The sequence below is a fragment of the Novosphingobium sp. SG754 genome (assembly GCF_013149315.1).
GTDB lineage: Bacteria > Pseudomonadota > Alphaproteobacteria > Sphingomonadales > Sphingomonadaceae > Novosphingobium > Novosphingobium capsulatum.
Window position 1 is genome coordinate 37,543 of the sequence record NZ_JABGCC010000011.1, and the last position, 22,251, is coordinate 59,793.

The window sequence follows — 22,251 nt, forward strand, 5'->3', positions numbered from 1 at the left end:
CGCCGAATCCAACAAAAAAGGCCGGAAGGTTTCCCTTCCGGCCCTTTTTTGTCAGCGGTTTGGCTGATCAGCCCTTGAGCACTTCGGCCAGGGTCTCGCCCAGCAGGCTCGGCGAGGGGGAGACGCGGATGCCCGCGGCTTCCATCGCGGCGATCTTGCTTTCCGCATCGCCCTTGCCGCCCGAGACGATGGCCCCGGCGTGGCCCATGCGGCGGCCCGGAGGAGCCGAGCGACCGGCGATGAAGCCGGCCATCGGCTTCTTGCGGCCACGCTTGGCTTCGTCGATCAGGAACTGCGCGGCCTGTTCTTCCGCGTCGCCACCGATTTCACCGATCATGATGATCGACTTGGTTTCATCGTCGGCCAGGAACAGTTCCAGCACGTCGATGAAGTTGGTGCCGTTGACCGGGTCGCCGCCGATGCCGACGGCCGTGGTCTGACCCAGGCCGATGTTCGAGGTCTGGAACACGGCTTCATAGGTGAGCGTGCCCGAGCGCGAGACCACGCCGACCGAGCCCTTCTTGAAGATCGAACCGGGCATGATGCCGATCTTGCATTCGTTGGGCGTGAGCACGCCGGGGCAGTTCGGGCCGATCAGGCGCGACTTGCTGCCGGCCAGCGCGCGCTTGACGCGGACCATGTCGAGCACCGGGATGCCTTCGGTGATCGCCACGATCAGTTCCATTTCCGCGTCGATCGCTTCCAGGATCGAATCGGCAGCAAATGGCGGCGGCACGTAGATGCACGATGCGGTCGCGCCGGTGGCGTGCTTGGCTTCGGCCACGGTGTTGAAGTTGGGCAGCCCGATGTGGGAGGTGCCGCCCTTGCCCGGCGTCACGCCGCCGACCATCTGCGTGCCATAGGCCAGGGCCTGTTCCGTGTGGAACGTGCCGGTGGCACCGGTCATGCCCTGGGTGATGACCTTGGTGTTCTTGTTGACCAGAATGCTCATGGATCAGGCGACCTTCTGCACTTCGGCGACGATCTTCTTGGCAGCATCACCAAGGTCGTTGGCCGGAACGATGGGGAGACCGGAGTTGGCGAGGATGTCCTTGCCCGCTTGCACGTTGGTGCCTTCGAGGCGCACGACGAGCGGAACCTGCAGGTTCACTTCCTTGGCCGCGGCAACGATGCCTTCGGCGATGATGTCGCACTTCATGATGCCGCCGAAGATGTTGACGAGAATGCCCTTCACCGCCGGGTCCGACAGGATCAGCTTGAACGCGGCCGTCACCTTTTCCTTGTTGGCGCCACCGCCCACGTCGAGGAAGTTGGCCGGGAACATGCCGTTGAGCTTGATGATGTCCATCGTCGCCATGGCCAGGCCCGCGCCGTTGACCATGCAGCCGATGTCGCCATCGAGCTTGATGTAGGCCAGGTCATACTTGCTGGCTTCGATTTCGGCGGGGTCTTCCTCGGTCTCGTCCCGCAGCGCAACAACGTCGGGGTGACGATAGAGCGCGTTCGAGTCGAAGCTCATCTTGGTGTCGAGGACGAGCAGCTTGCCGTCCTTGGTTTCCACCAAGGGATTGATTTCGAGCATGTCGCAATCGAGCGCGACGAACGCGGTGTAGAGCTGCTGCGCGATCTTGGCGGCCTGCTTGTTGAGGTCACCCGACAGGTTCAGCGCGAAGCCAACGGCGCGGCCGTGGTGGGGCATGAAGCCCTGGGCCGGATCGATGGTGATCGTGGTGATCTTTTCCGGAGTCGCGTGGGCGACTTCTTCGATGTCCATCCCGCCTTCGGTCGAGACGATCAGGGCAACGCGGCCCGTGGCACGGTCAACCACCAGCGAAAGGTAGTATTCCTTAGCGATATCAACGCCATCGGTCACGTAGAGGCGGTTGACCTGCTTGCCCGCTTCACCGGTCTGCACGGTGACGAGGGTGTTGCCGAGCATTTCCTGAGCGAAGCTTTCGACTTCCTCGATGCTCTTAGCGAGGCGCACGCCGCCCTTGGCGTCGGCCGGCAGTTCCTTGAACTTGCCCTTGCCGCGGCCGCCGGCGTGGATCTGCGCCTTGACGACATAGAGCGGCCCGGGCAGCTGCTTGGCCGCAGCCACCGCTTCTTCGACCGTGAGGGCGGCGATGCCGGCAGGAATGCCGACGCCGAACTTGGCGAGCAGTTCCTTGGCCTGATATTCGTGGACGTTCATGCAGGATCCCCGCTTACGTATGAGTGAAGGGAGGGCGTAGCGCCGTGTTTTCCGCGCTGCCATAAGCACAGGTTTTCGCAGTTGCAAAGACCTTCATTGCGCGATTAATCTGCGCACTGTCGGAATCGCTAGCTGGCAGTGGCGCTGGGCAGCGCTCTTGCCCCCTCTTGCCAATCGGGAATCGTACGCCCAAGGCTGGGCCAGGCATGATCGATCCCGTCACCCTTGCAACCATCGTCGAGGAAGCCGCCGCCAAGGCGCTGGCCCTGTGGCCGGGCCACGGCCATGCCCCCAGGATATGGGACAAGGGGCACAACGATCCGGTGTGCGAGGCCGATCTGGCGGTCGATTCCTTTCTGCACGACCAGCTTGGCGCCCTGCTGCCCGAGGCGGGATGGCTGTCGGAAGAATCTGCCGATGATCCTGCCCGGCTGGAGCGGGGGCTATGCTGGGTGGTCGATCCGGTGGATGGCACCCGCGATTTCGTGCGCGGCCGGCCGGGCTGGGCAGTCTCTGTCGCGCTGGTTGCGGCGGGGCGTCCGATCGCGGCCATCCTCGCCGCGCCGGCGCGTGACGAGGTGTGGCTGGCGATGGCCGGGCAGGGCGCGACGCGCAATGGCGTGCCGCTGGTTGCCAGCCAGCGCATGGCGCTGAGCGGCGCGCGCATGCCGATGGACCTGCGGCCGCCGACCGAGGTGGACCTGGTCATGGTCGACAAGCCCAACTCGATCGCGCTGCGCATGGCCATGGTCGCGGCGGCCGAGGCGGACCTGCTGGCGACCTGGCGCTGGGGCTATGAGTGGGACATTGCCGCTGCCGCGCTGATCGCGCAGGAAGCCGGCGCCCTGGTGACCGACGCGCATGGCGCGGACCTCTTGTTCAACAAGCCCGATCCGCGCGCGTTCGGCGTGCTGGTCAGCGCACCGGCGATCCACGAAGCCGCCCGCGCGCTGGTTTCTCCCGCCACGTCCAAGGCCCTGCGCGGCTAGGCCGGGGTCAGGCCTCGGCAAAATCCTCGGTGTCGATCGTGGCGCGGATCGTTTGGGCATAGCGGTGGCCGGCGACGGTCTGCTGGTTGATCAGCGCGTCGATCTCGGCCGTGACGGCGACGGGGATCTGCCAGTCCCAGCGCGCGATGTTTTCCTCGAGGTGGGCGATCTTGCCGGTGCCGGGAATAGCGACGATGTGATCGCCCTTGCCCAGCACCCAGGCCAGCGAGAGCTGTGCCGGGGTGACGCCCTCCCGCGCGGCGATGGCGTTGAAGGCATCGACCAGCGCCAGGTTATGCACCCAGTTCTCGCCGACAAAGCGCGGCATGGCCTTGCGGATGTCGCCGTCTTCCAGGGCCTGCGGATCGCGCACGCCATTGGCCAGCACGCCGCGCGCAACCGGGGAAAACGCCACGAACGTGGTGCCCACCTCGCGGCAGGCGTCGAGCACGGCAATTTCTGCCTGGCGCGTCCACGGCGAATATTCGGTCTGCATCGCGGCAATGGGATGGACGGCGGCCGCGCGGCGCAGCGTATCGGCCGACATTTCAGAAAGGCCGATCGCGCCGATCTTCCCTTCCTTGATCAGGTCGGCCATCGCGCCCACCGAATCCTCGATCGACACGGTGAAATCGCGGCGGTGCATGTAATAGAGATCGATGTGATCGGTCTGCAGCAGGGTCAGCGACTTTTCCAGCTCGGCGCGGATGGTGTCGGGGTGGCAATCGACCCCACGCTTTTCGCCGCTGGCAAAGATGCCCATCTTGCTGGCAAGGAAAACCTTGTCGCGCTTGCCCTTGAGCGCCTGGCCCACCAGCGTTTCGTTGTGCCCCTGCCCATAGAGGCGCGCGGTATCGAAGTGATCATAGCCGATATCGATCGCGCGGTGCAGCAAGGCAATACCGTCGGCGTCGGTCGGCCGCTCGCCATAGGCCCAGCTCAGCGACATGCAGCCCAGCCCGATCGGGTTCATGGCTTTGCCGGCCAGCGTGCGGAAGCGGTGCGAAGCGGTGGACATTGCGGTATCTCCTTGTTGGCGCGGGGAATGCCAGCCGATGGTGCGCTGCGTCAACCGGCATGAGGGGCAAACGAAAAGGGGCGCCATCCGGTCTGGATGGCGCCCCTTTTGCAAGGGCCAAGGCCGTTGCGGCTTACTGGCCGCGGGCGCGAGCCACGTCGTCCTGCGTCACCGGCACAATCTTGATTTCCACGCGGCGGTTGGCGGCGCGGCCTTCCTCGGTGGCGTTGGAGGCGACCGGGCGGGTCTTGCCAAAGCCCTGCGCGCGGATGCGGGCCGGGGCAACGCCACGCGACGACAGGTAATCGGCCACGGCCTGCGCACGGTTCTGCGACAGGGTCATGTTGTAGGCATCCGACCCGGTCGAATCGGTGTGGCCATAGACGTCGATCAGCGAGTTGGGATACTGCACCAGCGACTGGGCGACGCGATCCAGCGTGTCGCGGAACGCGGGCTTGATCATCGTGCTGTCGGTGTCGAACGTCACGCCGTTGGGGAGGTTGACGAGGATCGCCTGGCCATTGTCGGTCGGCGTCACGTCGACGCCCGAGCCCGCGGTCTGTTCGCGCAGCTGCTTGATCTGCTTGTCCATGGTGTAACCCACGGCCGCGCCAGCGATGCCGCCGATGCCCGCGCCAACGATGCGGCCGGTGCCACCACCGATCAGGCCGCCGAGCAGCAGGCCACCCAGGGCGCCCGCGCCGGCGCCGATCGCGGTGCGCGACACCTTCTGCTGGCCGGTGTTGGGATCGGTGACGCAGGCCGACAGGCTGACCAGCGACACGGCGCACATGCTGGAGACAAGCACCCGACTGAATTTCATGACAAATACCCCTTCTTTCATCCTCGGCCCGGCAATTGTGCCCGCCAAGCCTCCCGACATGATCGGTAATTCGGACAAGCCCAATACACCAGCGCCGCCTGAATGGTTCCCGAATGTTGGCGGCAACCGTAGCCACACCGGAGGGACTTCGCGGCGCGGCGCAAATCTGCTAGGGGCCGTCTCGTGACCTCTTTTCCGTGGCCAGACGCCCTCGTGATCCTGGGCCTTGTCGTGCTCAACGGCCTGTTTTCCATGTCGGAACTGGCCATTGTCTCGGCACGGCCAGCCCGCCTCAAGGTTCTGGCCGAAGGCGGCAGTGGCGGCGCGAAAGTGGCGTTGGAACTGGCTGCCGATCCCGGAAAATTTTTGTCGACCGTGCAGATCGGGATCACCCTGGTGGGCATCGTCGCCGGTGCCTATTCCGGATCGAGCCTGGGCGGTCCGGTGGGAGAGCGGCTGGCCGCGCTGGGCGTGCCGGCGGCCTATGCCGCCGAGGCCGGCTTTGCCCTGGTCATTGCGGTGACCACCTATCTCAGCCTGGTGGTGGGCGAACTGGTACCCAAGCAGCTGGCACTGAACGCGGCAGAGCCGATCGCCGTGGTCGCGGCCCGGCCTATGGTGGTGATGTCGCGCGTGACGGCGCCGTTCGTCTGGACGCTCAACCGCTCGTCGGGCCTGATCCTGCGCCTGTTGGGCCTGGCCAAGGGCGGCGAACAGGAAGTGACGGCCGAGGAACTGCAGATGATCTTTGCCGAAGCCACCCGCTCTGGCGTGATCGAGGAGGAGGAGCGCGCGCTGATGGCCAGCGTGATGCGCCTGGCCGACCGCCCGGTGCGCGAGGTGATGACGCCGCGCATCGAACTGCACTGGATCGAGCAGGACGCGCAGCCGGCCAACCTGGATGAGGCCATCGAAGACAGCCCGCATTCGCTGCTGCTGGTGGCCGATGGTTCGGTCGATCGCATCGTCGGCGTGGTCAAGGTGCGCGATATCCTGGCGGCGCGGCTGCGCGGGGTGGAGCCGGCGCTGGCCAGCCTGATGAAAAAGCCGGCGATCGTGCCCGATCGGCTCGATACCATGGACGCGCTGCGGGTGATCCAGCAGGCCGAAGTGGCCATGGCCCTGGTCCATGATGAATATGGCCATCTCGAAGGGATCGTCACCCCGGCCGATCTGCTGGCCGCGATTGCTGGCAATTTCGTGGCCCATGGCGATGAAGGCGATGCGCCGATGATCGTGGAGCGCGAGGATGGCTCGCTGCTGATCGCCGGCGCCTTGCCGGCCGATGCCATGGCCGATCGCCTGGGCATCGATCTGCCCGAAGACCGCGATTATGCCACGGCTGCTGGCTTTGCCCTGTCCGTGCTGCGCAAGCTGCCCACCGAAGGCGAGCATTTTGCCGAGCAAGGCTGGCGCTTCGAAGTGGTCGACATGGATGGCCGCAAGATCGACAAGCTGCTGATCCAGCGCGCCAAGGCGGCCACCCCGCCGGTGGAACTCGACGGGTAAGGGCAAGGCATTGGCTGGCCGAACCGCCGCGTGGCAGGTTTGGGTTGTTTCGCCTTTCCAGCGTCACCCCGGCCTTCGAGCCGGGGTCCCGCTTTTTACCTTAACCGTATGTGCTTGGCGCAAAGAAAGCGGGACCCCGGATCATGTCCGGGGTGACGAAGGTCTATACGGCAAGGATTTGCAGGTACGGCCTAGAGCAGGCCGTGGGCCAGCAGATCGGCTTCCAGGGCATCGGCACCTTGCGCAAAGTGGTGCGTGTGCCAGCCCAGCGCGCGGGCCGTGGCGATGTTGGCGGCGTTATCGTCGATGAACAGCATGGTTTCGGGGGCCTGGCCGAATCGGCGCGCGGCCAGCTCGAAAATCGCCGGATCGGGCTTGATCAGCCGTTCCGCCCCCGACACGACGATATCGCGGCAGTGATCGAGGATGGGGAAAGTCGGGCGGAACTGCGCCCAGGCGTCCACGCCGAAATTGGTGATCGCATATTGCGGCACGCCGCGCGCGGCCAGGCGGCGGACAAGATCGTGCGTGCCGGCCACCGGGCCGGGGATGCTGTCCAGCCAATGGCTGGCATAGCGGGCGATCAGCGCGGCATGCTGGGGAAATTCGGCACTGCGCGCCGCCACCATGGTGGACCAGGGCACGCCGGCATCGTGCTGCCCGTGCCATTCCTCGCTCACCACCTCGGCCACGAATCGGGCGCGTTCGGCCGGATCGGGAATGGCATCGCGATAGAGCAGCGCCAGATCCCATTCCACCAGCACGCGGCCCACGTCCCATACCACGATGGTCGGCCGGCTGATGACAGACTGATTCGGGGCATGCGGCATCGCGCGGTTATCCGTGGGGAGGGGGCAGACAGACAGGGGCACAGGCGGGCGGCAGGCACAAACGAAACCAGCCCGCTTCCCGGACCGGGGCCGCAAGCAAGGCGGTTACCGGGCCGGGAAGCGGGCTGGCATCAGCGTTCCGTCGTGCCGGCGAGCGGCACAACGTTCACGCACGCCGGGCGATTAGCCCTGGCGCGCCTTGAAACGACGCTGGGTCTTGTTGATCACGTAGGTCCGGCCACGGCGGCGAATCACGCGGTTGTCCCGGTGACGGTCCTTGAGCGACTTCAGGCTGTTGCGAATCTTCATGGCTATTCCCTTTGCCCGAATCCGACCCGGGCGCGAAACTGAAGGTGCGCCGTTAGTGGCCCCCCTGTGGAAAGTCAACCGTGGCATGGCAGATCGCGGTTGTGGGGATAAACCGGTCCGGGCATGGAGGGTTTCGCGCGCCGATGCGTTAAATCATATGGTTCAGCCGCGCGACAGCCGTTTTTCGGCACAGCTGCGGCCCTGTCGATGGGATTTCCTGCCATGCTCCGCCTTTCGCGCGCGCTCTTGCCGTTGTCTGCCACCGCCACGCTGGCGCCGATCCTGCTCGCCGTGGCGCCGGCCACTGCGCAGGCGCAAGGCTGGGGCGGCTGGGGTGGTGGCTATGGCCCCGGTTGGGGCGGGTATGGCGGCTTTGACGGCCCGCGCCGGGGACCCGCGGCGGCCGAACCGTCGAGCCGCATCGACGTGACATCCTATCGCAGTGCTGATGCGCTGGCGCTGCTGGGCAAGGGCAGGATCGTGGTGGCTGGCGTCGATGCCCCGGCCGATGCGCTGGAACAGGGCGCCGATGAGCCGACGCCTGACAAGCTGCCGGTTTACGAGGCCGCAGTGGTCGATTCGCTGGTGGGCCATGGCTATGACACCCAGACGGTGAGTGATGCCGGGCAGATCGCGCAAGTGGCGGTCAGCCACCAGGTGGTGGTGCCTGAAGAGCAGAAGCATTCCCCGGTCAGCGGCGCGATGAGCACGACGGTGAGCAACTACGGTTCCGCCGTGTCGCTGGGGGTGGCTCTCGACTTTACCAAGCCGGCCAAGGCGATCGTGGCCACGCGCATGGACGTGCGCATCCGTGACAAGGCCAGCGGCCGCGTGCTGTGGGAAGGCCATGCCGAAGGGATGGCGCGCGAAGGCGAGGGCGGGCTGGACGACGGCAAGATGGCCGCACGCCTGGCCAAGGCGCTGTTTGCCCGCTTCCCCGAAGGCCAGGTGGTGGTGGCCGATGCCGCCGCGCCCGGTAATGGCTCGGCGGGCCTGGCGCCGGCTGGCGCTGCCCCGGCCCAAGGCACCCCCTGAACTGCGCCATGATCTGCCCTGGCCGCCCTTGAGCAGGCCCGGTGCCATGCCTATCTCTCAAGCGGAACGATCCGCACCGAGCGGGCGCCTGAGGAAGGATGCAAAGGGTATGCGTAGGCTGGCTTTTGTGATGCTGATGGCCGCGCCGCTGCCTGCCCTGGCAGCGCCTGTGCAGGTCACGCGCTTTACCACGCCCGAGATTACCGCCCGCCAAGGCCATGATGCCGTGACCGTGGTATCGGTTGGCGGTGGGCCGACGGCCGATCCGCAAAGCCTCGCTGACCAGCCTTGGCTGATGGCCGTGCAACGCGAAGTGGCGGGCCTGGGCTTTGGTGCGGCGACGCCCGGCGCTGCCGATATCGTGGCCGAAGTGCAGGTTTCGCGCGAGGCGCAGGTGCGTGGCGGCGGCAATGGCCCGGTCAGCCTGGGGCTGGGTGGCTCTACCGGCGGATGGCACAGCGGGGTTGGCCTGGGGCTGGGGTTCAACATCGGCGGCGGCCCGCGCCGCGTCGATGCCACGTTCCTGCGCGTGGTGCTGCGCGATCGCGTCAGTGGCCAGCCGTTATGGGAAGGGCGCGCCGAAAACGCCGAAAAGACCGGCTCTGCCGCTGCATCGGCCGATGTTTTGGCGCCGCGCATGGCCCATGCGCTGTTTGCGGGCTTTCCCGGCAAGTCGGGTGACACTATCTCGGTCAAATGACGCAAGAAAATTCAGCCCCCGCCCCGATTCTAGTCAACGCCGCGTTCGATGCCGGCAATATCGAGATGCTGGCCGTCGATGGCGCCCGCGCCACACTGGCCATCCGCCGCGACAACCAGTCCGAATTTGCTCAGTGGTTCCATTTTCGCGTCAGCGGCGTGGCCGGGCGCGAGCTGGACCTGGCGATTACCGGGCTCAACACCTCGGCCTATCCCGATGGTTGGCCCGGCTATTCCGCCTGCGTTTCCGAAGACCGCCAGGAATGGACGCGCGCGGCATCCGATTTCGACCGTGGCCGCGATGGCGGCACCCTGCATATCCGCCATCGCCCGGTGGGCGACCAGGTGTGGTTCGCCTATTTCGCGCCCTATTCACTGGAACGCCACAACGACCTGGTGAGCGAGGCTGCCGCCAGTCCGGGCGTGTCGCACCAGGTGCTGGGCCTGTCGCTCGACGGGCGGGCGATCGATTGCCTGACGCTGGGCACCGGCCCACGTCAGGTGTGGCTCTATGCCCGGCAGCATCCGGGCGAAACCATGGCGGAATGGTGGATGGAAGGGGCGCTGGACATGCTCACCGATCCGGCCGACCCGCATGGCCGCGCGCTGCGCCAGGCCTGCACGTTCCACATCGTGCCCAATTGCAACCCCGATGGCAGCGCGCGCGGACACCTGCGCACCAATGCCATCGGCGTAAACCTCAACCGCGAATGGCACGAGCCAAGCGCCGAGCGCGCGCCGGAAGTCCTGGCGATTCGCAACGCGATGGACGCCACCGGGGTGGACTTTGCCATGGACGTGCATGGTGACGAGGCGATCCCGGCGGTGTTCCTGGCCGGTTTTGAAGGCATTCCTGGCCTCACGCCCGCGCAGCTCGACGGATACCGGCGCTATCGCGCGATTCTCGATCGGCGCAGTCCCGATTTCCAGGTGCGCCGTGGCTATCCCGAAGCCCGGCCGGGGCAGGGCAACCTGGCGATGTCCACCAACCAGGTGGCGCAGCGCTTTGGCTGCGTGGCGATGACGCTGGAAATGCCGTTCAAGGACAATGCCGATCTGCCCGATCCGGTCTATGGCTGGAGCGCGGAACGCAGCAAGCTGCTGGCGCGCGAATGCCTGGCAGCGCTGTGGGAATGGCTGCAACCGCAAGAGGGTTAAGCGCGGATAGGTGCCTTCGGTTGGAGGGCGGGGAAGCCTGCCCTCTTTACGGCGCGTTAATTCCTTTGGCGCCATGACAGGGCATGGACCGCATCCTGCCCCTTTCCGCCCCCATGCGCCACGTTGGGCCCCTGGCCAGCCGCATGCTGCACGGCCGGGGAATCGCCGCGCTGCCGGGCCGCGCCGGGCACGTGCTGGCCAGCGTGCCGGTTCTTGCCTGCGCCGCCGCGCTGATCTGCGCCGGCCGCGCGCTGCCGTTCTGAAGCAGACTTCCCCGCATTATTGCTGAGCAACCGGCGACGGTGCTGCCGCTCAGGCTGCGCCGCGCTGGCGTTGGCGTGCGCCCCAGGGGCGCTGCCGTTCCCATTCCGTGCAAAGCGCAAGCAGCGCATCGAGCGTCAGCGGCTTGCTGAACAGATAGCCCTGCGCGTGCTTGCAGCCGGCCTCCTGCAGCATGCGCCACTGGCTGGGCGTTTCCACGCCCTCGGCCACGCAACTCAGCCCAATGGTGTGGCAGAAGGTGATCACGGCGCGCGCGATGGTATCGCCATCGGTCCCGTCGAGCCCGGCGACGAAGCTGCGATCGATCTTGACCTTGTCGAGCGGCAGGCGCTGGACATAGCCGAGGCTGGAATAGCCGGTGCCGAAATCATCGAGTGCCACGTGGACGCCGATGTCGCGAAAGGCCTGCAAGGCCTGGGCCGCGGTTTCGGCATTGGCCATGACCGCGGTTTCGGTCACTTCCAGCCAGATGCGGCCCGGATCGATCCCGGTCCGCTCGATCTCGCGGCGGATGAAGGCGAGCGTGGTGGCCGAGGTCAGGTCGCAGGCGGAGATATTGAACGATACCGCGACATCGTCGGGCAGGTGCAGCGCGGCCTTGAGGCCCTTGCGGATCACCGCGCGGGTAATGCTGTGGATCGCGGTGGAGCGTTCCGCCACGGCAATGAAATCGGCGGCGGAAACCTCGCCCAGCACGGGGCTGGTCCAGCGCACTAGAACTTCCACCGCGCTCAGCCGGCCGCTTGCCAGTTCGATGATCGGCTGGAACACGATCGTCAGCTCGTCTTCCAGCGTGCTGCCCTGTAGCGCCACTTCGATCGCGCGATCGGCACGCACTGCGGTTTCCAGCGCGGCGCTGAACACGCAGACGCCACCACCTTCGACATGCTTGGCATGATACAGCGCATAGTCGGCGCGATCGAACAGGTCGTCTGCCCCGGTGCCGGCCTGCGGGCAGTGCGCCACGCCGAGCGATGCGCCGACATGGAGCACGATTTCCCCCACCTGCAATGGCGCGCGAATCTGCTGCAGCAAGCGCTCGCAGGTACGCGTAAAGCCGGATACGTCCGGGTCGATCAGCCCGAATTCGTCACCACCCAGGCGATAGACCTGGGCCGATGGGCCGGCGGCATGGCGCAGGCGCGCGCCGATTTCTGCCAGCAGGCGATCGCCCACGTGATGGCCATAGGTATCGTTGATCGGCTTGAAGCGATCGAGATCGAGCACACCCACGGCAAACGGCATGCCGGCGTGGGTGGTGGTCCAGGCTTCGAGATCGGCATGGAAGCGGCGGCGGTTGGCCAGGCCGGTGAGTGCGTCTGTCAGGGCGAGGCGGCGGTTTTCCTCGTTCAGGCGCTGCAGTTCGGCGTGCTGCGCGGTGAGCAGCGTGCCGGCGCGGACCTGGCCTTCGAAATGGGCAAAGCTGTTGAATAGCACGCGCAGCAGCACGGCCAGGACCAGCGCCACGTTGATGCCGATCGTCACGAAGATCAGCTGCTGGCGCGCCAGGCACATGATGATGAATGCCGGCAGCACGGTGAGCGCCACCAGCAGCGCGGCCTGGGGCAGCACGATCAGGCAGAAGATGCAGCCGATCACCGTGGTGGAGATATAGAGCCCCACGTGCGCCTGCTCGAACGGGCCGCCATAGGGCGCCAGCGCCAGGGACCAGCCGACATAGGCAAGCGCCACCGGGCCAGATACGGCGGTGATCGCGCGCAACTGCCGCCGCGCCTGTTCCGCAGTGGGCACGCCCTTGCGGGCCTGGCGCAGCCAGTGGATCATGCGGAAGAAGGTGATGGCAAACAGCACGGCGGGCACGCTGATCGTCAGGACCGCCGGTGCCTGGTGGCGGTGGGTGATCGCCACGGCCAGCGAATTGATCAGCAGCAGGCCATAGAGCAGCGGCACCTGGCGTTGCAGGTTCACCGCCTGCGACACGGCCAGCGCGGGATCATCCCCGATTTCGGCGAACCAGCGAAATGGACGCGACGCGCGCAACAGCATTCTCCCCCAGTCGGTCGAATTCCTTCGCAAACCAGGATTATGCCTGCAAAAACATGAAAAGAATCATACCGCCCGGACGGTGATCCCCGCGCGGCACGTGGGTGCCTGCCGCCGCCGCAGCGGGCGTGGCGCAGGCCAATGGCGCGCAGACGCACCAAGGCAGCCGGCAATCATGCCAGCTGAAAAGAATATTCTGCGATTTCAGAAGATTGGATGCCCCGCGAGGATTCGAACCTCGATTGACGGAGTCAGAGTCCGTAGTCTTACCTTTAGACGACGGGGCATCGGGAGGCGCCCCTCTAGTCGGGCCGTTTCAGAGCGTCAACCCGTTTTTTCGCCTCTGCATCAGGGTGCGATCGCGCCGGTTGATCGCGCCGGCGCCAGGGCTGGCGTGGCCTCGCCGGGGCGCTTGCCGGGGGCGAACCTTGCCGCGCGGGCGCCATGACGCTACGGTGACAGGCAAGTACCCGACCGGCACCGATGCCGGCGGGAAAACATAAGCGAATTTGTATCATGGCGGAATCCACTCCGCCGGCCAGGGGACGAGGGCCGCGATCCGGCGGAAGGAACAGGCAGCGAGGGCCGCGCAAGGCCGCACCCGCGCCCGATGCCGCCGGACAGCCGCCCGCCGCCACGCCGGCCGGCCATAGCGCAGCGCAAGGCGCCGCACCGACAAAGGGCAAGGCCAAGGGCAACGGCCGCGCGAGAGGCCGGGGCCGCACTGGGGCGCGCCGGGGCAGGCCGGCGCCGGCCGCCGTTGCCACGCCCCTTGCCGCATCCCCCGCTCCCGGCGCTGCAGCAGTGCCGCAATCCGGCATGGCACAGCCAGATCCTGTGGCGGCGCCATCGGCTGTCACCGCCGGGCGAGAGGTGCTGCCCGAAGCGCTGTTTGCCGCTGACGAGGCCGTGGGCCAGGGCGGGGCGCGCGCCTGGCACAAGCCGGTGCCGTTTCATCGCCAGGCCTATGCCGCGATCGATCTTGGCACCAACAATTGCCGCCTGCTGATCGCACGGCCGGCCGGTGGGCATTTCGTGGTGATCGATGCCTTCAGCCGCGTTGTGCGCCTGGGCGAAGGGCTGGCCCAGTCTGGCCGCCTGTCCGACGCGGCAATGGACCGCGCGCTGGCCGCGTTGCATGTCTGCGCGGAAAAGCTGCGCAAGCGCAATGTCCACCTGGCCCGCTCGGTCGCCACCGAAGCCTGCCGCCGCGCCAGCAACGGCGCCGAATTCATCGAGCGGGTGCACCGCGAAACCGGTATCCGCCTCAACATCATCACCGCGCAGGAAGAGGCGCGGCTGGCCGTGCTCGGCTGCCATATCCTGCTCGAACATGGCGATGGGCCGGCCATGATCTTTGACATCGGCGGCGGATCGACCGAGATGGTGCTGGTCGATCCGGCCGATCCGGTGCCGCGTATCCTCGATTGGCAAAGCGTGCCGTGGGGCGTGGTCTCGCTCACCGAAGGGGTGGGGCCGATCGCCGATAGCCCGGCCGCGCGCGCCGCCGCCTATGCCGACATGCGCGCACGCGTCGCCGATGGCTTTGCCCCGTTCATCGAGCGTATCGCGCCCACCCGCGCGCGCGCCTTGGCCGAAGGGGCGATTCGCCTGCTCGGCACCAGCGGCACGGTGACCACGCTGGCCAGCCTCCACCTGGGTCTGCCGCAATATGATCGGCGCGCGGTCGATGGCCTGATCGTGCCGACCGCGGCGATGCGCGGCATCAGTCAGCGTCTGGCGCATCTCTCGCCGGCCGAGCGGATCGCCGTGCCGTGCATCGGGCGCGAGCGGTCTGATCTGGTGGTGGCGGGCTGCGCCATCCTGGAAACCATTTTCGATATCTGGCCGGCCGATCGGCTGGGCATTGCCGATCGCGGCATCCGCGAAGGCATCCTGCGCTCCCTCATGGCCACTGGCGGCGATGCCGTGCGCAGCCGCGAGGCGCTGCGCCAACTCAATAGTGGAGCAACCCCATGAGCCGTTCCGGCAAGGATCCGCACGAACGCCTGAAAACCGCCAAGAAGCGCACGGCGTCTTCGGCGCGCTGGCTCTCGCGCCAGATCAACGATCCCTACGTCAAGCAGGCCCGCGCCGAAGGCTGGCGCAGCCGCGCCGCGTTCAAGCTGATCGAGCTGGACGAACGCTTTGCCCTGCTCAAGGGGCGGCAGCGCGTGGTCGACCTCGGCATCGCGCCGGGCGGCTGGAGCCAGGTGGTGCGCAAGAAGGCACCGGCCGCGCGCGTGGTCGGGATCGACCTGCTGCCGACCGAGCCGATCGATGGCGTGACCATCTTCGAGATGGACTTCATGGCCGATGAAGCCCCCGCCGCGCTGGAGGGCGCACTCGATGGCCCGCCCGATCTCGTGCTGTCGGACATGGCCGCCAATACCGTGGGCCACAAGCAGACCGACCACCTGCGCACCATGGGCCTGGTGGAAACGGCGGTGGATTTTGCCATCAACACCCTGGCCCCGGGCGGTGCCTTCGTCGCCAAGGTCTTTGCCGGGGGCACCGACGGCGACCTGCTCACCATCCTCAAGCGCAATTTCACCACGGTGAAGCACGCCAAGCCGCCGGCCAGCCGCAAGGACTCCTCGGAATGGTACGTGATCGCCCAAGGCTTCAAGGGCCGCGCCGCCACGAGCAACCCTGCGGATGATCCGTCGGGCGAACAGGACGCCTGATCCTGATGCGCGTGCATGGCCGGGGATAATCCCCGGTCGTGCAAAGAATCCCGTTGCGATGCGCGCCACTCTCGGCTAACCGCCCGTCTCCCACCCGCGGCCCCACCCGGCGCCGCGCGACGAGAGGCCCGATGGCGGAGTGGTGACGCACCGGACTGCAAATCCGTTTACGCCGGTTCGATTCCGGCTCGGGCCTCCATCGCAGCCTCCCAGAGCGTCTGACGGCGTCCTGTAAGCGGCTGTTTTTCGGCATTTTTATCTGCTATTATGGCTCCGTCAGTCGAGGGCCGTTTCATCAAATCTCACCCGTATGATGGACGAGTTGATGGTAGGCCCCGATATCAGGATGGGGACATACCATCATGTCGAGCGAAAAACGGCAGAAATCCGGGCTTACGGCGGCATGGGTGTCGCGTGCGAAGCCCAAGGATAAACCTTACAAGCTAAGCGATCGCGACGGCCTCTATCTGCTGGTTGAACCAAGCGGTGGCCGCGTCTGGCGCATGAATTACCGCATTCATGGCAGACAGAGAACCATAACTTTCGGTCGCTGGCCCGAACTGCTGCTCGGAGAGGCCCGGGAGCGACTGCTTGATGCGCGCCGGCTGCTTGCCAAGGGGATTGACCCCGTCGAACACGCCAAGCTCGAAAAGATCGCCAGATCGCTGGCGGCTACGCATACTTTCGAGGCGGTGGCCAAGGAATGGCTCGACAAGATAGTCGCCGAAGGCGCTGCGCCGATGACGGTGAAGAAAGCGCGATGGCTCCTGGCGAAGCTTTACCCGGCGATTGGAAGGCGCCCGATCGGTGAAATCTCTGCGCATGAATTGCTGCTAGCACTCAAGAAAATCGAAGCCACGAAGCGCTACGACACCGCCAATCGAGCACGGACAGCATCCAGCCAGGTTTTCAGATATGCCATAGCCACCGCGCGGACCGAGCGCGATATCGCCTCGGATCTACGCGGTGCGCTGATCACGCCCAAGACCACCCATCGGGCCGCAATCACGACGCCTGTTGAAGCGGGGGCGCTGCTGCGCACCATCGACGACTATGACGGGCACCCCCTGACCCGAACGGCGTTGCGGATGCTTGCGCATGTCTTCGTTCGACCCGGCGAATTACGCTGGGCGGAGTGGTCCGAATTTGACCTCGAAAAGCGCGTGTGGACCATCCCAGGGCACAAGATGAAGATGCGCCGCCCTCATGCTGTGCCGCTCACCAGGCAGGTGCTGGCGATACTGGCAGAGATTGAACACGACTCCGCTTATAGCTCTTTCCTGTTCCCCTCCTTGCGCGCCGTTGATCGCCCCATGTCCGATAACACAATCAACGCAGCGCTTCGGCGGCTGGGGTATGGCAAGGAGGAAATGACCGGTCACGGGTTCCGCGCCTTGGCAGCCACGCTGCTCAACGAAATGGGCTGCTGGAATCCGGACGCCATCGAGCGTCAGCTTGCCCACGCTGATGGAAACTCTATTCGCCGGGCCTATGCACGGGGCCAATATTGGGAGGAACGGGTGCGTATGATGCAGCACTGGTCCGATCATCTCGATCAACTGCGCGACGGCGCGAAAATCCTGCGCCCGAAATTTGGGCACAGCGGATCGTAGAGCGTGGGCTGGCAGATTGGCAGCTAGAGGCGGCCGTTGTCGACCAGAGGAGGTCGTTCGCTTCCGTCTTTGCGCGGGTCCGCTTCTGACAAAAGCCGCCAGTTGGATGCCACCAAGCGGACTGCCAGCAAGGTGCGCTATTGTAGGTCGTCACTCGCCGCTTAGCTCGATCCCGAAACCAGACGTTCGTTCACTTCTTGCTGACCCCAAAGACTGAGAAGCGCCCTTGCGCCTTGAAGCGAGGGTTTGATCGACCGGAGGCGCATCTCATTATCCCCACGATAGGACCAAACCTGTAAAGGGCGGGACATCGTAGCAAAGCTCATCCGCTGTGGCGGTGGAAGCTGTAATGACCTCGCCCGAGAGTTTTCGGACAATGGCATCGGGCAACGGCGCGCGGCCGGTGCGAACGAGGGCGAACCTAGCGACGTGGTTGTCTTCGCCGTCGATCTTCAGGCTGAGTGTGCGATCGTCGATCCGGGTGACAGCGCGCAGGAAATAGTCGCAGAAGATCACAAACGGCGCGCCGGGCACGCGGTGGTAAGCGCGAGTTGCAAAAACAATGGCCGCACCGGCACCGTAAACCTCCTGGCCCACCTGGCCGGCGGGCTGGCCATCCGGGTAAAGGTCTTCCACCGGGAACGACAGGGCACGGTCGATCTCACCGTTGCGCTGCTTGGCGGCAATGGCTTCCTTAGGCAGCGTGTCGGGATAGTAGAACCAAGCGCGATGAAGAGCGTAGCGGCAGAACTCGGAGACCAGCATCTTGGCTGAGGGGATCAGGTCCGGCCCCCCAAGGTCGAGAAACCGTTCAAAGGCGGCATAGCTGTCGAAGCATTCGTACAGCGCCATGTAGGGCGCATCTTGCAGGCAAGTGACGGCCATGAAGTTCGAGTAGTGCCGAGCCAGGCCGAGCTCGCTCTCCCAGATCTGTGCGTTGTGGAAGAAGCTGGCGAGATAGACATAGCTCAGCGCAAGATAGGTCTTGCAGTTCGTTATGCGCCACAGCCGAATGCAGGCCGCGGCGCCCCAGGCAGTCAGGTTGGCCTGATAATTGAGATCGAAACGCATTCCCCGCGCCGCTTCCAAAGCGTTGCGCGCTTCGTCGAGAAAGCGGACTTCGCCTGTTAGTTCGAAGGCCTGTAACGTGACCCAAGCGTAGATGCCGCCGACATCGGTCTGACCGAGGTTGTCCGCGGGGGCGACCGGGGTGATGACCGTGAAGTCGGTAACGTCGTACTGGATCGGCCATTTGTACTGGAAATGCTGTGCAGCGCGAATGCCATAGTCGATCGTGCGCAGGAACAGGGCCTTAGCGTCCTGATCCCCTGCCAGCGCTAGATTGCTGAGGTTGAGCAGTGGATGATAGAGATACCAACTGTCGACCGCGTCGGGGTTCTTGTCGGACCCGACATCGGGCAGATAGCGGCGCAGGGTTTTTAGCTGCGGGTCGTAGAACTTCTCCAAACCGCGGCGAATTTCCGCCCCAAGGGGGTGGACCTTGCCTTGCCAAACGCCCCAATCGTGGATGGCCGACGCCAACGTGAGCTGAACCATGGAGTCAGGGTATTCAGCCGAGGTGTAAGGGTGGAAATAGACTTCGCCATAGTGCTGCTCACGCGCCTTGGGCGACCGGGCCAGATCGCGCAGGGTGCGCCGGCTGCGTTCGATCCACGGGCGCCGCACGGTGCGGGGCTTGTCCAGATTGCGGTAAATCGCGCCAAGCATGTCGAGAAACTGCCAGGCACTTTCCGCCTCATCCTCTTGAGCCTTGCGGCGGAAAACAAGGTGCGTGTCGTATAGCACCGTTTCCTGGCCCGCCGGAATGGCCGCCGAAGGGTCTCCCGGCTGAGTGGGCGCAAGATAGCCAAGAACCGGCCACTCGCCGCCGACCACACTCTCGGGCTTCGTGCCGGTTGCCAGGAAATAGGGATTTAGCGCGGTGAGGTTCTGGACATAAAGCAGCTTGCCGAGCTTGGGGCGCTCCAGTTCCAGATAGCACAGGCCGGTGTTCAGCTTGCGCTGCTTGGCCTCTATCGTGCCGCGCGCGGCCAGCGGATCCCCGCCTTTGCCGAGGGGGATCAGGTCGCGCGGAAAGTAGGGGAGATGTACTGTCTGGGCGGCGGTGAAGTGGATGCGATAAGCAAACTGGGCCAAGCCGGTTTTCTCGCCAGTCAATTCGCCTGTGAATCGGCCGATCTCGCTTTGCGCCTCCCAGGCGATCAGACAGCCCTTTTGCCGCTTGCGGGTGACGGAGGCGGACGCAGTGAACAGCGGGGCGCGCAGAGCAATGCCGCCACTGTCACCGCAGCGCAAGACGATCCACACGTCGGCGTTGTAATGAACGAGTTCGATAAGAAAGCCTGCGTGCGCGGAGTCCTGGCCCAGCCTTTTGCCGCGCGCGATCGCCTCGCGGGCCTCGATCGCTTCTAGGCGCAAGCTTTCCATCAGGTGGCCTCTACCCAAGAGCCGGGCCGGACACAGAAAAGGCCGCTATCTTCAATCATGTTCGCTCCTAAAGGGCTCAACGCGCATCAGGAAAACAGCGGCACGGTGCGCCTGCGTCAGCCTGAAATGCGCCGCTGCGGACATGGACCGGGCGTCCTCGCAGTCGGGAGTGTGTTCAACCATCGTGCGCTCCGATCGGCGGTTCTCGACTGGGAAGCCGCTGAGACAACCTTTGTTCCGCCACGAAGACCCACAGCCCATTGATTTTTTGAACTCTCGCGCTCCTCGCCGCGCTTCTTGGGGGATCGATCGCTGGCAGCGTGTGGGGGCAGGACCCAGTGCTTCCGGGGGCTGAGAGTTTGGAATAGCCGGCGCCAATGTCAATATAAATCAATCTCTTGGTTGGAGCATCAGCTATACGAAGATAGCCAACGGATGGGTGCCCGAAGGCGCGGTTCAGGATCAGATTCGAAGACAGCATCAGGGATGCAGTGTCGAGCAGCGCCGGCGGTTGCTGAGCGGCGAAAGTCTGAACAATGTGAGGCCAGCGGTGAGGACATCCCCAGCCACCGCCGCCTTGCGCTGCCCGCAGTTTCCCACCTGCGCTACCTGTTAGGCTGAGCGCGACTGGACGCGGGCGCGGCCGCTCGGTGCCATCAACCGCCGTGGGAGCAAGGACAGTCAACTTCGGTGATCATCCCGGATGTCTGACCAGTTCGATCTTTTCGGCGCCCCGCCCCAGGCTGTCTGCGCTTAAAGTGCCGGGCTGCGGGGGGCTTCGGACAGCTTCGGATTCATCATGCGGATTAAGAGCAGGCCCTGATCGCGCAGATAGGTGTTCGACAACACGGCCTCGGGTGCGGCCTTGAGCAACGGCCTGACGTTACCTGTGCTGCCGGCGTGTGGTGGTTCGGAACTCTGAAGGTGCGTTTGCAGCGTGGCAGGAAGAAAGCCAGGAGCGCGAAGCACACGGCGGCTTATGCTGTTATCAGCCATTCGGCTCAGCGACCAGGAATGGCGGGTAAGTCCCAGACCCCGGCATTACGCTTGGCAGAACGCGACGGCAGAATGTTCACCTGCACGCGCCAGCGGGCATCATCGACCTGATCCAACGTCGGGTTAAGCATCCATTCGCTGGTGGTGGATTCGCGCGAGCCTGCGCAGCGCGTAGCGAGCCGGCGGCGCCGGCTTGTCGGCAGAACCAGTACGATCGCTGACGCGGGGCCCGGCCAGTCTGGCCCGGCCTGTCGGTCCGCCTTCGGCTGCCCTCCGGTTGTCGCCGCGCAGCTTGTGCGCGGCGGTGTCTGCCTCGGCTCCAGGGTGACGGGGGGCGTCACGGCCCTGTAGCCCCGCCGCGACGGGGTGCAACCCGGCCCGCTGCGCGGCTCCGGGTGCTCCACGCTGTTGCGCCCTTCGGTGCACCCCGCCGCTGTTGACGGGGCTGTTGGTCCGCTCCTGCCGCCCCCCGCCACCCCGGCGCCGGGCCATGGCGGTTTAAGGAGCTTGAAGATCATGAGCACCGTGAACACGAGCGAACGCCAGTCCCTCTATGCTGAGGTGACTTCCCGCATCATTGCCGAACTCGAAGCCGGGCGCTTGCCCTGGGTGCAGCCATGGGACGCCAGCCGCTGTCCTTGCACGCTGCCCCACAATGCCGGTTCGGGTAGGACTTATTCAGGGATCAATGTTCTCATTCTCTGGACCTCTGCCACCGAGCAGGGCTTTTCCTCGCAGCGCTGGCTGACCTATCGCCAGGCCGAAGCAGCCGGGGGCCATGTCCGGCGCGGCGAGAAGGGGACGGTGGTCTGCTATGCCGATCGCTTCACCCCGCGCGAGGAAGCGGCCAAGGCCAGGGATGAAGACCGCGAGGCGCGCACCGTGGCCTTTCTCAAGCGCTTTACCGTGTTCAACCTCGACCAGTGCGAGGGCCTACCTGACGACATGGTGCAGCCAGTGGCGCCGATTGCGCCCGAGCTGGCGATTGCTGGTGCCGATCGCGTGATCCAGGGCAGCGGGGTGACCTTCCGCATCGGGGGCGGGGAAGCATTCTATTCCCCGACGCATGACGTGGTGCAGGTGCCGCCGCAGGCTGCCTTCCTCGAGCCGATCAACTGGTTCCGCACGGCCCTGCACGAGCTGGGCCATGCGACGGGCCACAAGAGCCGGCTGGACCGGGATCAGACCGGCAAGTTTGGTTCTGCTTCGTATGCAAAAGAGGAAATGGTAGCGGAAATGGCCAGTGCCTTTGCCTGTGTCGCGCTGGGCATTGTTCCGACGGTGCGGCATGCTGATTATATCGGCGCATGGCTGGAAGTGCTGTGCGCCGACGAGAAGGCTATCTTCCGCGCCGCCAGTGCAGCGAGCAAAGCGGCCGACTTCCTGCTGGCCTGTGGGGAGGATCGGCCATGAGCTCGCCTCTTGCGCCCGAATGGGGCAAGCCCGTCCTGCCGACCATATCGCCGCGCGCGTTCTGGCGCCGGGGCCAGCGCGGTCTGCGCCGGATAACCAAGCGGCAGCGCGCGATCTTCGCGGCCGTGCGCTTCGAGGGCGCCAGCTATGTCGAGCTGGCCCAGCGCCATGGCATCAGTGTCGAGGCGGTGCAGGCCGAACTGGCCAAGGCCCTCTCCACGCTGACCCGCGCGGTCTATGGGCACTGGTGGCAGCGCTGGTGGCCGTGGTGAAAATTCAGGCC

At 65.5% G+C, this 22,251-nt stretch carries 20 protein-coding genes and 2 tRNA genes; 12 read left to right on the plus strand and 10 right to left on the minus strand.

What is annotated here, in order from left to right; all coding sequences use genetic code 11:
- Window positions 1–67: 67 nt before the first annotated feature.
- On the minus strand, window positions 68–952 hold the full coding sequence (sucD, locus tag FHW97_RS19330; protein ID WP_168353120.1) for a succinate--CoA ligase subunit alpha: 885 nt from the start codon (window positions 950–952) through the stop codon (window positions 68–70).
- A gap of 3 nt (window positions 953–955) precedes the next feature.
- Window positions 956–2,155: an ADP-forming succinate--CoA ligase subunit beta gene (gene sucC, locus FHW97_RS19335; protein WP_022675717.1), complete on the minus strand. Its 1,200-nt coding sequence runs from the start codon at window positions 2,153–2,155 to the stop codon at window positions 956–958.
- 206 nt (window positions 2,156–2,361) lie between these two features.
- Between sucC and FHW97_RS19340 the strand changes: the two genes are divergently transcribed.
- The gene (locus FHW97_RS19340) at window positions 2,362–3,144 is read left to right on the plus strand and encodes an inositol monophosphatase family protein (protein ID WP_054132606.1); all 783 of its coding nucleotides are present in this window, start codon (window positions 2,362–2,364) and stop codon (window positions 3,142–3,144) included.
- A gap of 7 nt (window positions 3,145–3,151) precedes the next feature.
- On the opposite strand, the gene FHW97_RS19345 is transcribed toward FHW97_RS19340, so the two are convergent.
- Together FHW97_RS19345 and FHW97_RS19350 are read right to left on the minus strand one after the other, a co-directional pair.
- Complete coding sequence (locus FHW97_RS19345) at window positions 3,152–4,162, minus strand: aldo/keto reductase (RefSeq protein WP_168353121.1); 1,011 nt, start codon at window positions 4,160–4,162, stop codon at window positions 3,152–3,154.
- Between the two features lie 133 nt (window positions 4,163–4,295).
- Window positions 4,296–4,985: an OmpA family protein gene (locus FHW97_RS19350; protein WP_022675720.1), complete on the minus strand. Its 690-nt coding sequence runs from the start codon at window positions 4,983–4,985 to the stop codon at window positions 4,296–4,298.
- A gap of 183 nt (window positions 4,986–5,168) precedes the next feature.
- On the opposite strand from FHW97_RS19350, the gene FHW97_RS19355 reads away from it, so the two are divergent.
- Window positions 5,169–6,494: a hemolysin family protein gene (locus FHW97_RS19355; RefSeq protein ID WP_022675721.1), complete on the plus strand. Its 1,326-nt coding sequence runs from the start codon at window positions 5,169–5,171 to the stop codon at window positions 6,492–6,494.
- 191 nt (window positions 6,495–6,685) lie between these two features.
- Here FHW97_RS19355 and FHW97_RS19360 read toward each other — a convergent pair whose 3' ends face one another.
- Entirely contained in the window at window positions 6,686–7,324 is a 639-nt protein-coding gene (locus FHW97_RS19360) for an HAD family phosphatase (RefSeq protein WP_168353122.1), read from the minus strand.
- A gap of 183 nt (window positions 7,325–7,507) precedes the next feature.
- Window positions 7,508–7,633 carry a type B 50S ribosomal protein L36 gene (gene ykgO / locus FHW97_RS19365; protein WP_008069451.1) on the minus strand — a complete coding sequence of 42 codons (126 nt, stop codon included), beginning with the start codon at window positions 7,631–7,633 and terminating at the stop codon, window positions 7,508–7,510.
- A 222-nt stretch (window positions 7,634–7,855) separates the two neighbouring features.
- On the opposite strand from ykgO, the gene FHW97_RS19370 reads away from it, so the two are divergent.
- The 4 genes from FHW97_RS19370 (at window position 7,856) to FHW97_RS19385 (ending at window position 10,788) form a co-directional block, all read left to right on the plus strand.
- Window positions 7,856–8,668, plus strand: coding sequence for a DUF4136 domain-containing protein (locus tag FHW97_RS19370; RefSeq protein WP_183533842.1), 813 nt, complete (start codon window positions 7,856–7,858; stop codon window positions 8,666–8,668).
- A 109-nt stretch (window positions 8,669–8,777) separates the two neighbouring features.
- The gene (locus FHW97_RS19375) at window positions 8,778–9,368 is read left to right on the plus strand and encodes a DUF4136 domain-containing protein (protein ID WP_022675724.1); all 591 of its coding nucleotides are present in this window, start codon (window positions 8,778–8,780) and stop codon (window positions 9,366–9,368) included.
- Window positions 9,365–10,525: a M14-type cytosolic carboxypeptidase gene (locus FHW97_RS19380; RefSeq protein ID WP_168353123.1), complete on the plus strand. Its 1,161-nt coding sequence runs from the start codon at window positions 9,365–9,367 to the stop codon at window positions 10,523–10,525. Before FHW97_RS19375 ends, FHW97_RS19380 begins: the two co-directional genes overlap by 4 nt.
- 113 nt (window positions 10,526–10,638) lie before the next feature.
- Window positions 10,639–10,788, plus strand: coding sequence for a hypothetical protein (locus tag FHW97_RS19385; protein ID WP_158272950.1), 150 nt, complete (start codon window positions 10,639–10,641; stop codon window positions 10,786–10,788).
- Window positions 10,789–10,837: 49 nt separating this feature from the next.
- Here FHW97_RS19385 and FHW97_RS19390 read toward each other — a convergent pair whose 3' ends face one another.
- Together FHW97_RS19390 and FHW97_RS19395 are read right to left on the minus strand one after the other, a co-directional pair.
- A complete protein-coding gene (locus tag FHW97_RS19390; RefSeq protein ID WP_158271979.1) occupies window positions 10,838–12,808 on the minus strand; it encodes a bifunctional diguanylate cyclase/phosphodiesterase in 1,971 nt (656 codons plus the stop codon).
- 216 nt (window positions 12,809–13,024) lie between these two features.
- A tRNA-Gln gene (locus FHW97_RS19395) sits at window positions 13,025–13,098 on the minus strand.
- 532 nt (window positions 13,099–13,630) lie between these two features.
- Between FHW97_RS19395 and FHW97_RS19400 the strand changes: the two genes are divergently transcribed.
- The 4 genes from FHW97_RS19400 (at window position 13,631) to FHW97_RS19415 (ending at window position 17,111) form a co-directional block, all read left to right on the plus strand.
- On the plus strand, window positions 13,631–14,791 hold the full coding sequence (locus FHW97_RS19400; RefSeq protein ID WP_168353124.1) for a Ppx/GppA phosphatase family protein: 1,161 nt from the start codon (window positions 13,631–13,633) through the stop codon (window positions 14,789–14,791).
- On the plus strand, window positions 14,788–15,498 hold the full coding sequence (locus FHW97_RS19405; protein ID WP_054132614.1) for an RlmE family RNA methyltransferase: 711 nt from the start codon (window positions 14,788–14,790) through the stop codon (window positions 15,496–15,498). Before FHW97_RS19400 ends, FHW97_RS19405 begins: the two co-directional genes overlap by 4 nt.
- Window positions 15,499–15,623: 125 nt before the next feature.
- A tRNA-Cys gene (locus FHW97_RS19410) sits at window positions 15,624–15,697 on the plus strand.
- Window positions 15,698–15,860: 163 nt separating this feature from the next.
- Entirely contained in the window at window positions 15,861–17,111 is a 1,251-nt protein-coding gene (locus FHW97_RS19415; RefSeq protein WP_171794053.1) for an integrase arm-type DNA-binding domain-containing protein, read from the plus strand.
- 270 nt (window positions 17,112–17,381) lie between these two features.
- Here the strand turns inward: FHW97_RS19415 and FHW97_RS19420 are convergent, their stop codons facing one another.
- Window positions 17,382–19,559: a hypothetical protein gene (locus tag FHW97_RS19420; protein WP_171799538.1), complete on the minus strand. Its 2,178-nt coding sequence runs from the start codon at window positions 19,557–19,559 to the stop codon at window positions 17,382–17,384.
- Between the two features lie 753 nt (window positions 19,560–20,312).
- Window positions 20,313–20,555, minus strand: coding sequence for a hypothetical protein (locus FHW97_RS19425; RefSeq protein ID WP_171799539.1), 243 nt, complete (start codon window positions 20,553–20,555; stop codon window positions 20,313–20,315).
- Window positions 20,556–21,071: 516 nt separating this feature from the next.
- Between FHW97_RS19425 and FHW97_RS19430 the strand changes: the two genes are divergently transcribed.
- Both FHW97_RS19430 and FHW97_RS19435 read left to right on the plus strand, forming a co-directional pair.
- On the plus strand, window positions 21,072–21,968 hold the full coding sequence (locus tag FHW97_RS19430) for an ArdC family protein (RefSeq protein WP_171799540.1): 897 nt from the start codon (window positions 21,072–21,074) through the stop codon (window positions 21,966–21,968).
- Window positions 21,965–22,240, plus strand: a complete 276-nt coding sequence (locus FHW97_RS19435) for an RNA polymerase sigma factor (protein ID WP_171799541.1) — start codon at window positions 21,965–21,967, stop codon at window positions 22,238–22,240. The genes FHW97_RS19430 and FHW97_RS19435 overlap by 4 nt, the downstream gene beginning before the upstream one ends.
- Window positions 22,241–22,251: the final 11 nt, after the last annotated feature.

What these genes read in the sequence shown, in the direction of transcription:
- sucD (WP_168353120.1), bottom strand. Translation starts at nt 952, where the DNA reads ATGAGCATTCTGGTCAACAAGAACACCAAGGTCATCACCCAGGGCATG.
- sucC (WP_022675717.1), bottom strand. Translation starts at nt 2,155, where the DNA reads ATGAACGTCCACGAATATCAGGCCAAGGAACTGCTCGCCAAGTTCGGC.
- FHW97_RS19340 (WP_054132606.1), top strand. Translation starts at nt 2,362, where the DNA reads ATGATCGATCCCGTCACCCTTGCAACCATCGTCGAGGAAGCCGCCGCC.
- FHW97_RS19345 (WP_168353121.1), bottom strand. Translation starts at nt 4,162, where the DNA reads ATGTCCACCGCTTCGCACCGCTTCCGCACGCTGGCCGGCAAAGCCATG.
- FHW97_RS19350 (WP_022675720.1), bottom strand. Translation starts at nt 4,985, where the DNA reads ATGAAATTCAGTCGGGTGCTTGTCTCCAGCATGTGCGCCGTGTCGCTG.
- FHW97_RS19360 (WP_168353122.1), bottom strand. Translation starts at nt 7,324, where the DNA reads ATGCCGCATGCCCCGAATCAGTCTGTCATCAGCCGGCCGACCATCGTG.
- ykgO (WP_008069451.1), bottom strand. Translation starts at nt 7,633, where the DNA reads ATGAAGATTCGCAACAGCCTGAAGTCGCTCAAGGACCGTCACCGGGAC.
- FHW97_RS19370 (WP_183533842.1), top strand. Translation starts at nt 7,856, where the DNA reads ATGCTCCGCCTTTCGCGCGCGCTCTTGCCGTTGTCTGCCACCGCCACG.
- FHW97_RS19375 (WP_022675724.1), top strand. Translation starts at nt 8,778, where the DNA reads ATGCGTAGGCTGGCTTTTGTGATGCTGATGGCCGCGCCGCTGCCTGCC.
- FHW97_RS19380 (WP_168353123.1), top strand. Translation starts at nt 9,365, where the DNA reads ATGACGCAAGAAAATTCAGCCCCCGCCCCGATTCTAGTCAACGCCGCG.
- FHW97_RS19385 (WP_158272950.1), top strand. Translation starts at nt 10,639, where the DNA reads ATGCGCCACGTTGGGCCCCTGGCCAGCCGCATGCTGCACGGCCGGGGA.
- FHW97_RS19400 (WP_168353124.1), top strand. Translation starts at nt 13,631, where the DNA reads ATGGCACAGCCAGATCCTGTGGCGGCGCCATCGGCTGTCACCGCCGGG.
- FHW97_RS19405 (WP_054132614.1), top strand. Translation starts at nt 14,788, where the DNA reads ATGAGCCGTTCCGGCAAGGATCCGCACGAACGCCTGAAAACCGCCAAG.
- FHW97_RS19415 (WP_171794053.1), top strand. Translation starts at nt 15,861, where the DNA reads ATGTCGAGCGAAAAACGGCAGAAATCCGGGCTTACGGCGGCATGGGTG.
- FHW97_RS19420 (WP_171799538.1), bottom strand. Translation starts at nt 19,559, where the DNA reads ATGGAAAGCTTGCGCCTAGAAGCGATCGAGGCCCGCGAGGCGATCGCG.
- FHW97_RS19425 (WP_171799539.1), bottom strand. Translation starts at nt 20,555, where the DNA reads ATGGCTGATAACAGCATAAGCCGCCGTGTGCTTCGCGCTCCTGGCTTT.
- FHW97_RS19430 (WP_171799540.1), top strand. Translation starts at nt 21,072, where the DNA reads ATGAGCACCGTGAACACGAGCGAACGCCAGTCCCTCTATGCTGAGGTG.
- FHW97_RS19435 (WP_171799541.1), top strand. Translation starts at nt 21,965, where the DNA reads ATGAGCTCGCCTCTTGCGCCCGAATGGGGCAAGCCCGTCCTGCCGACC.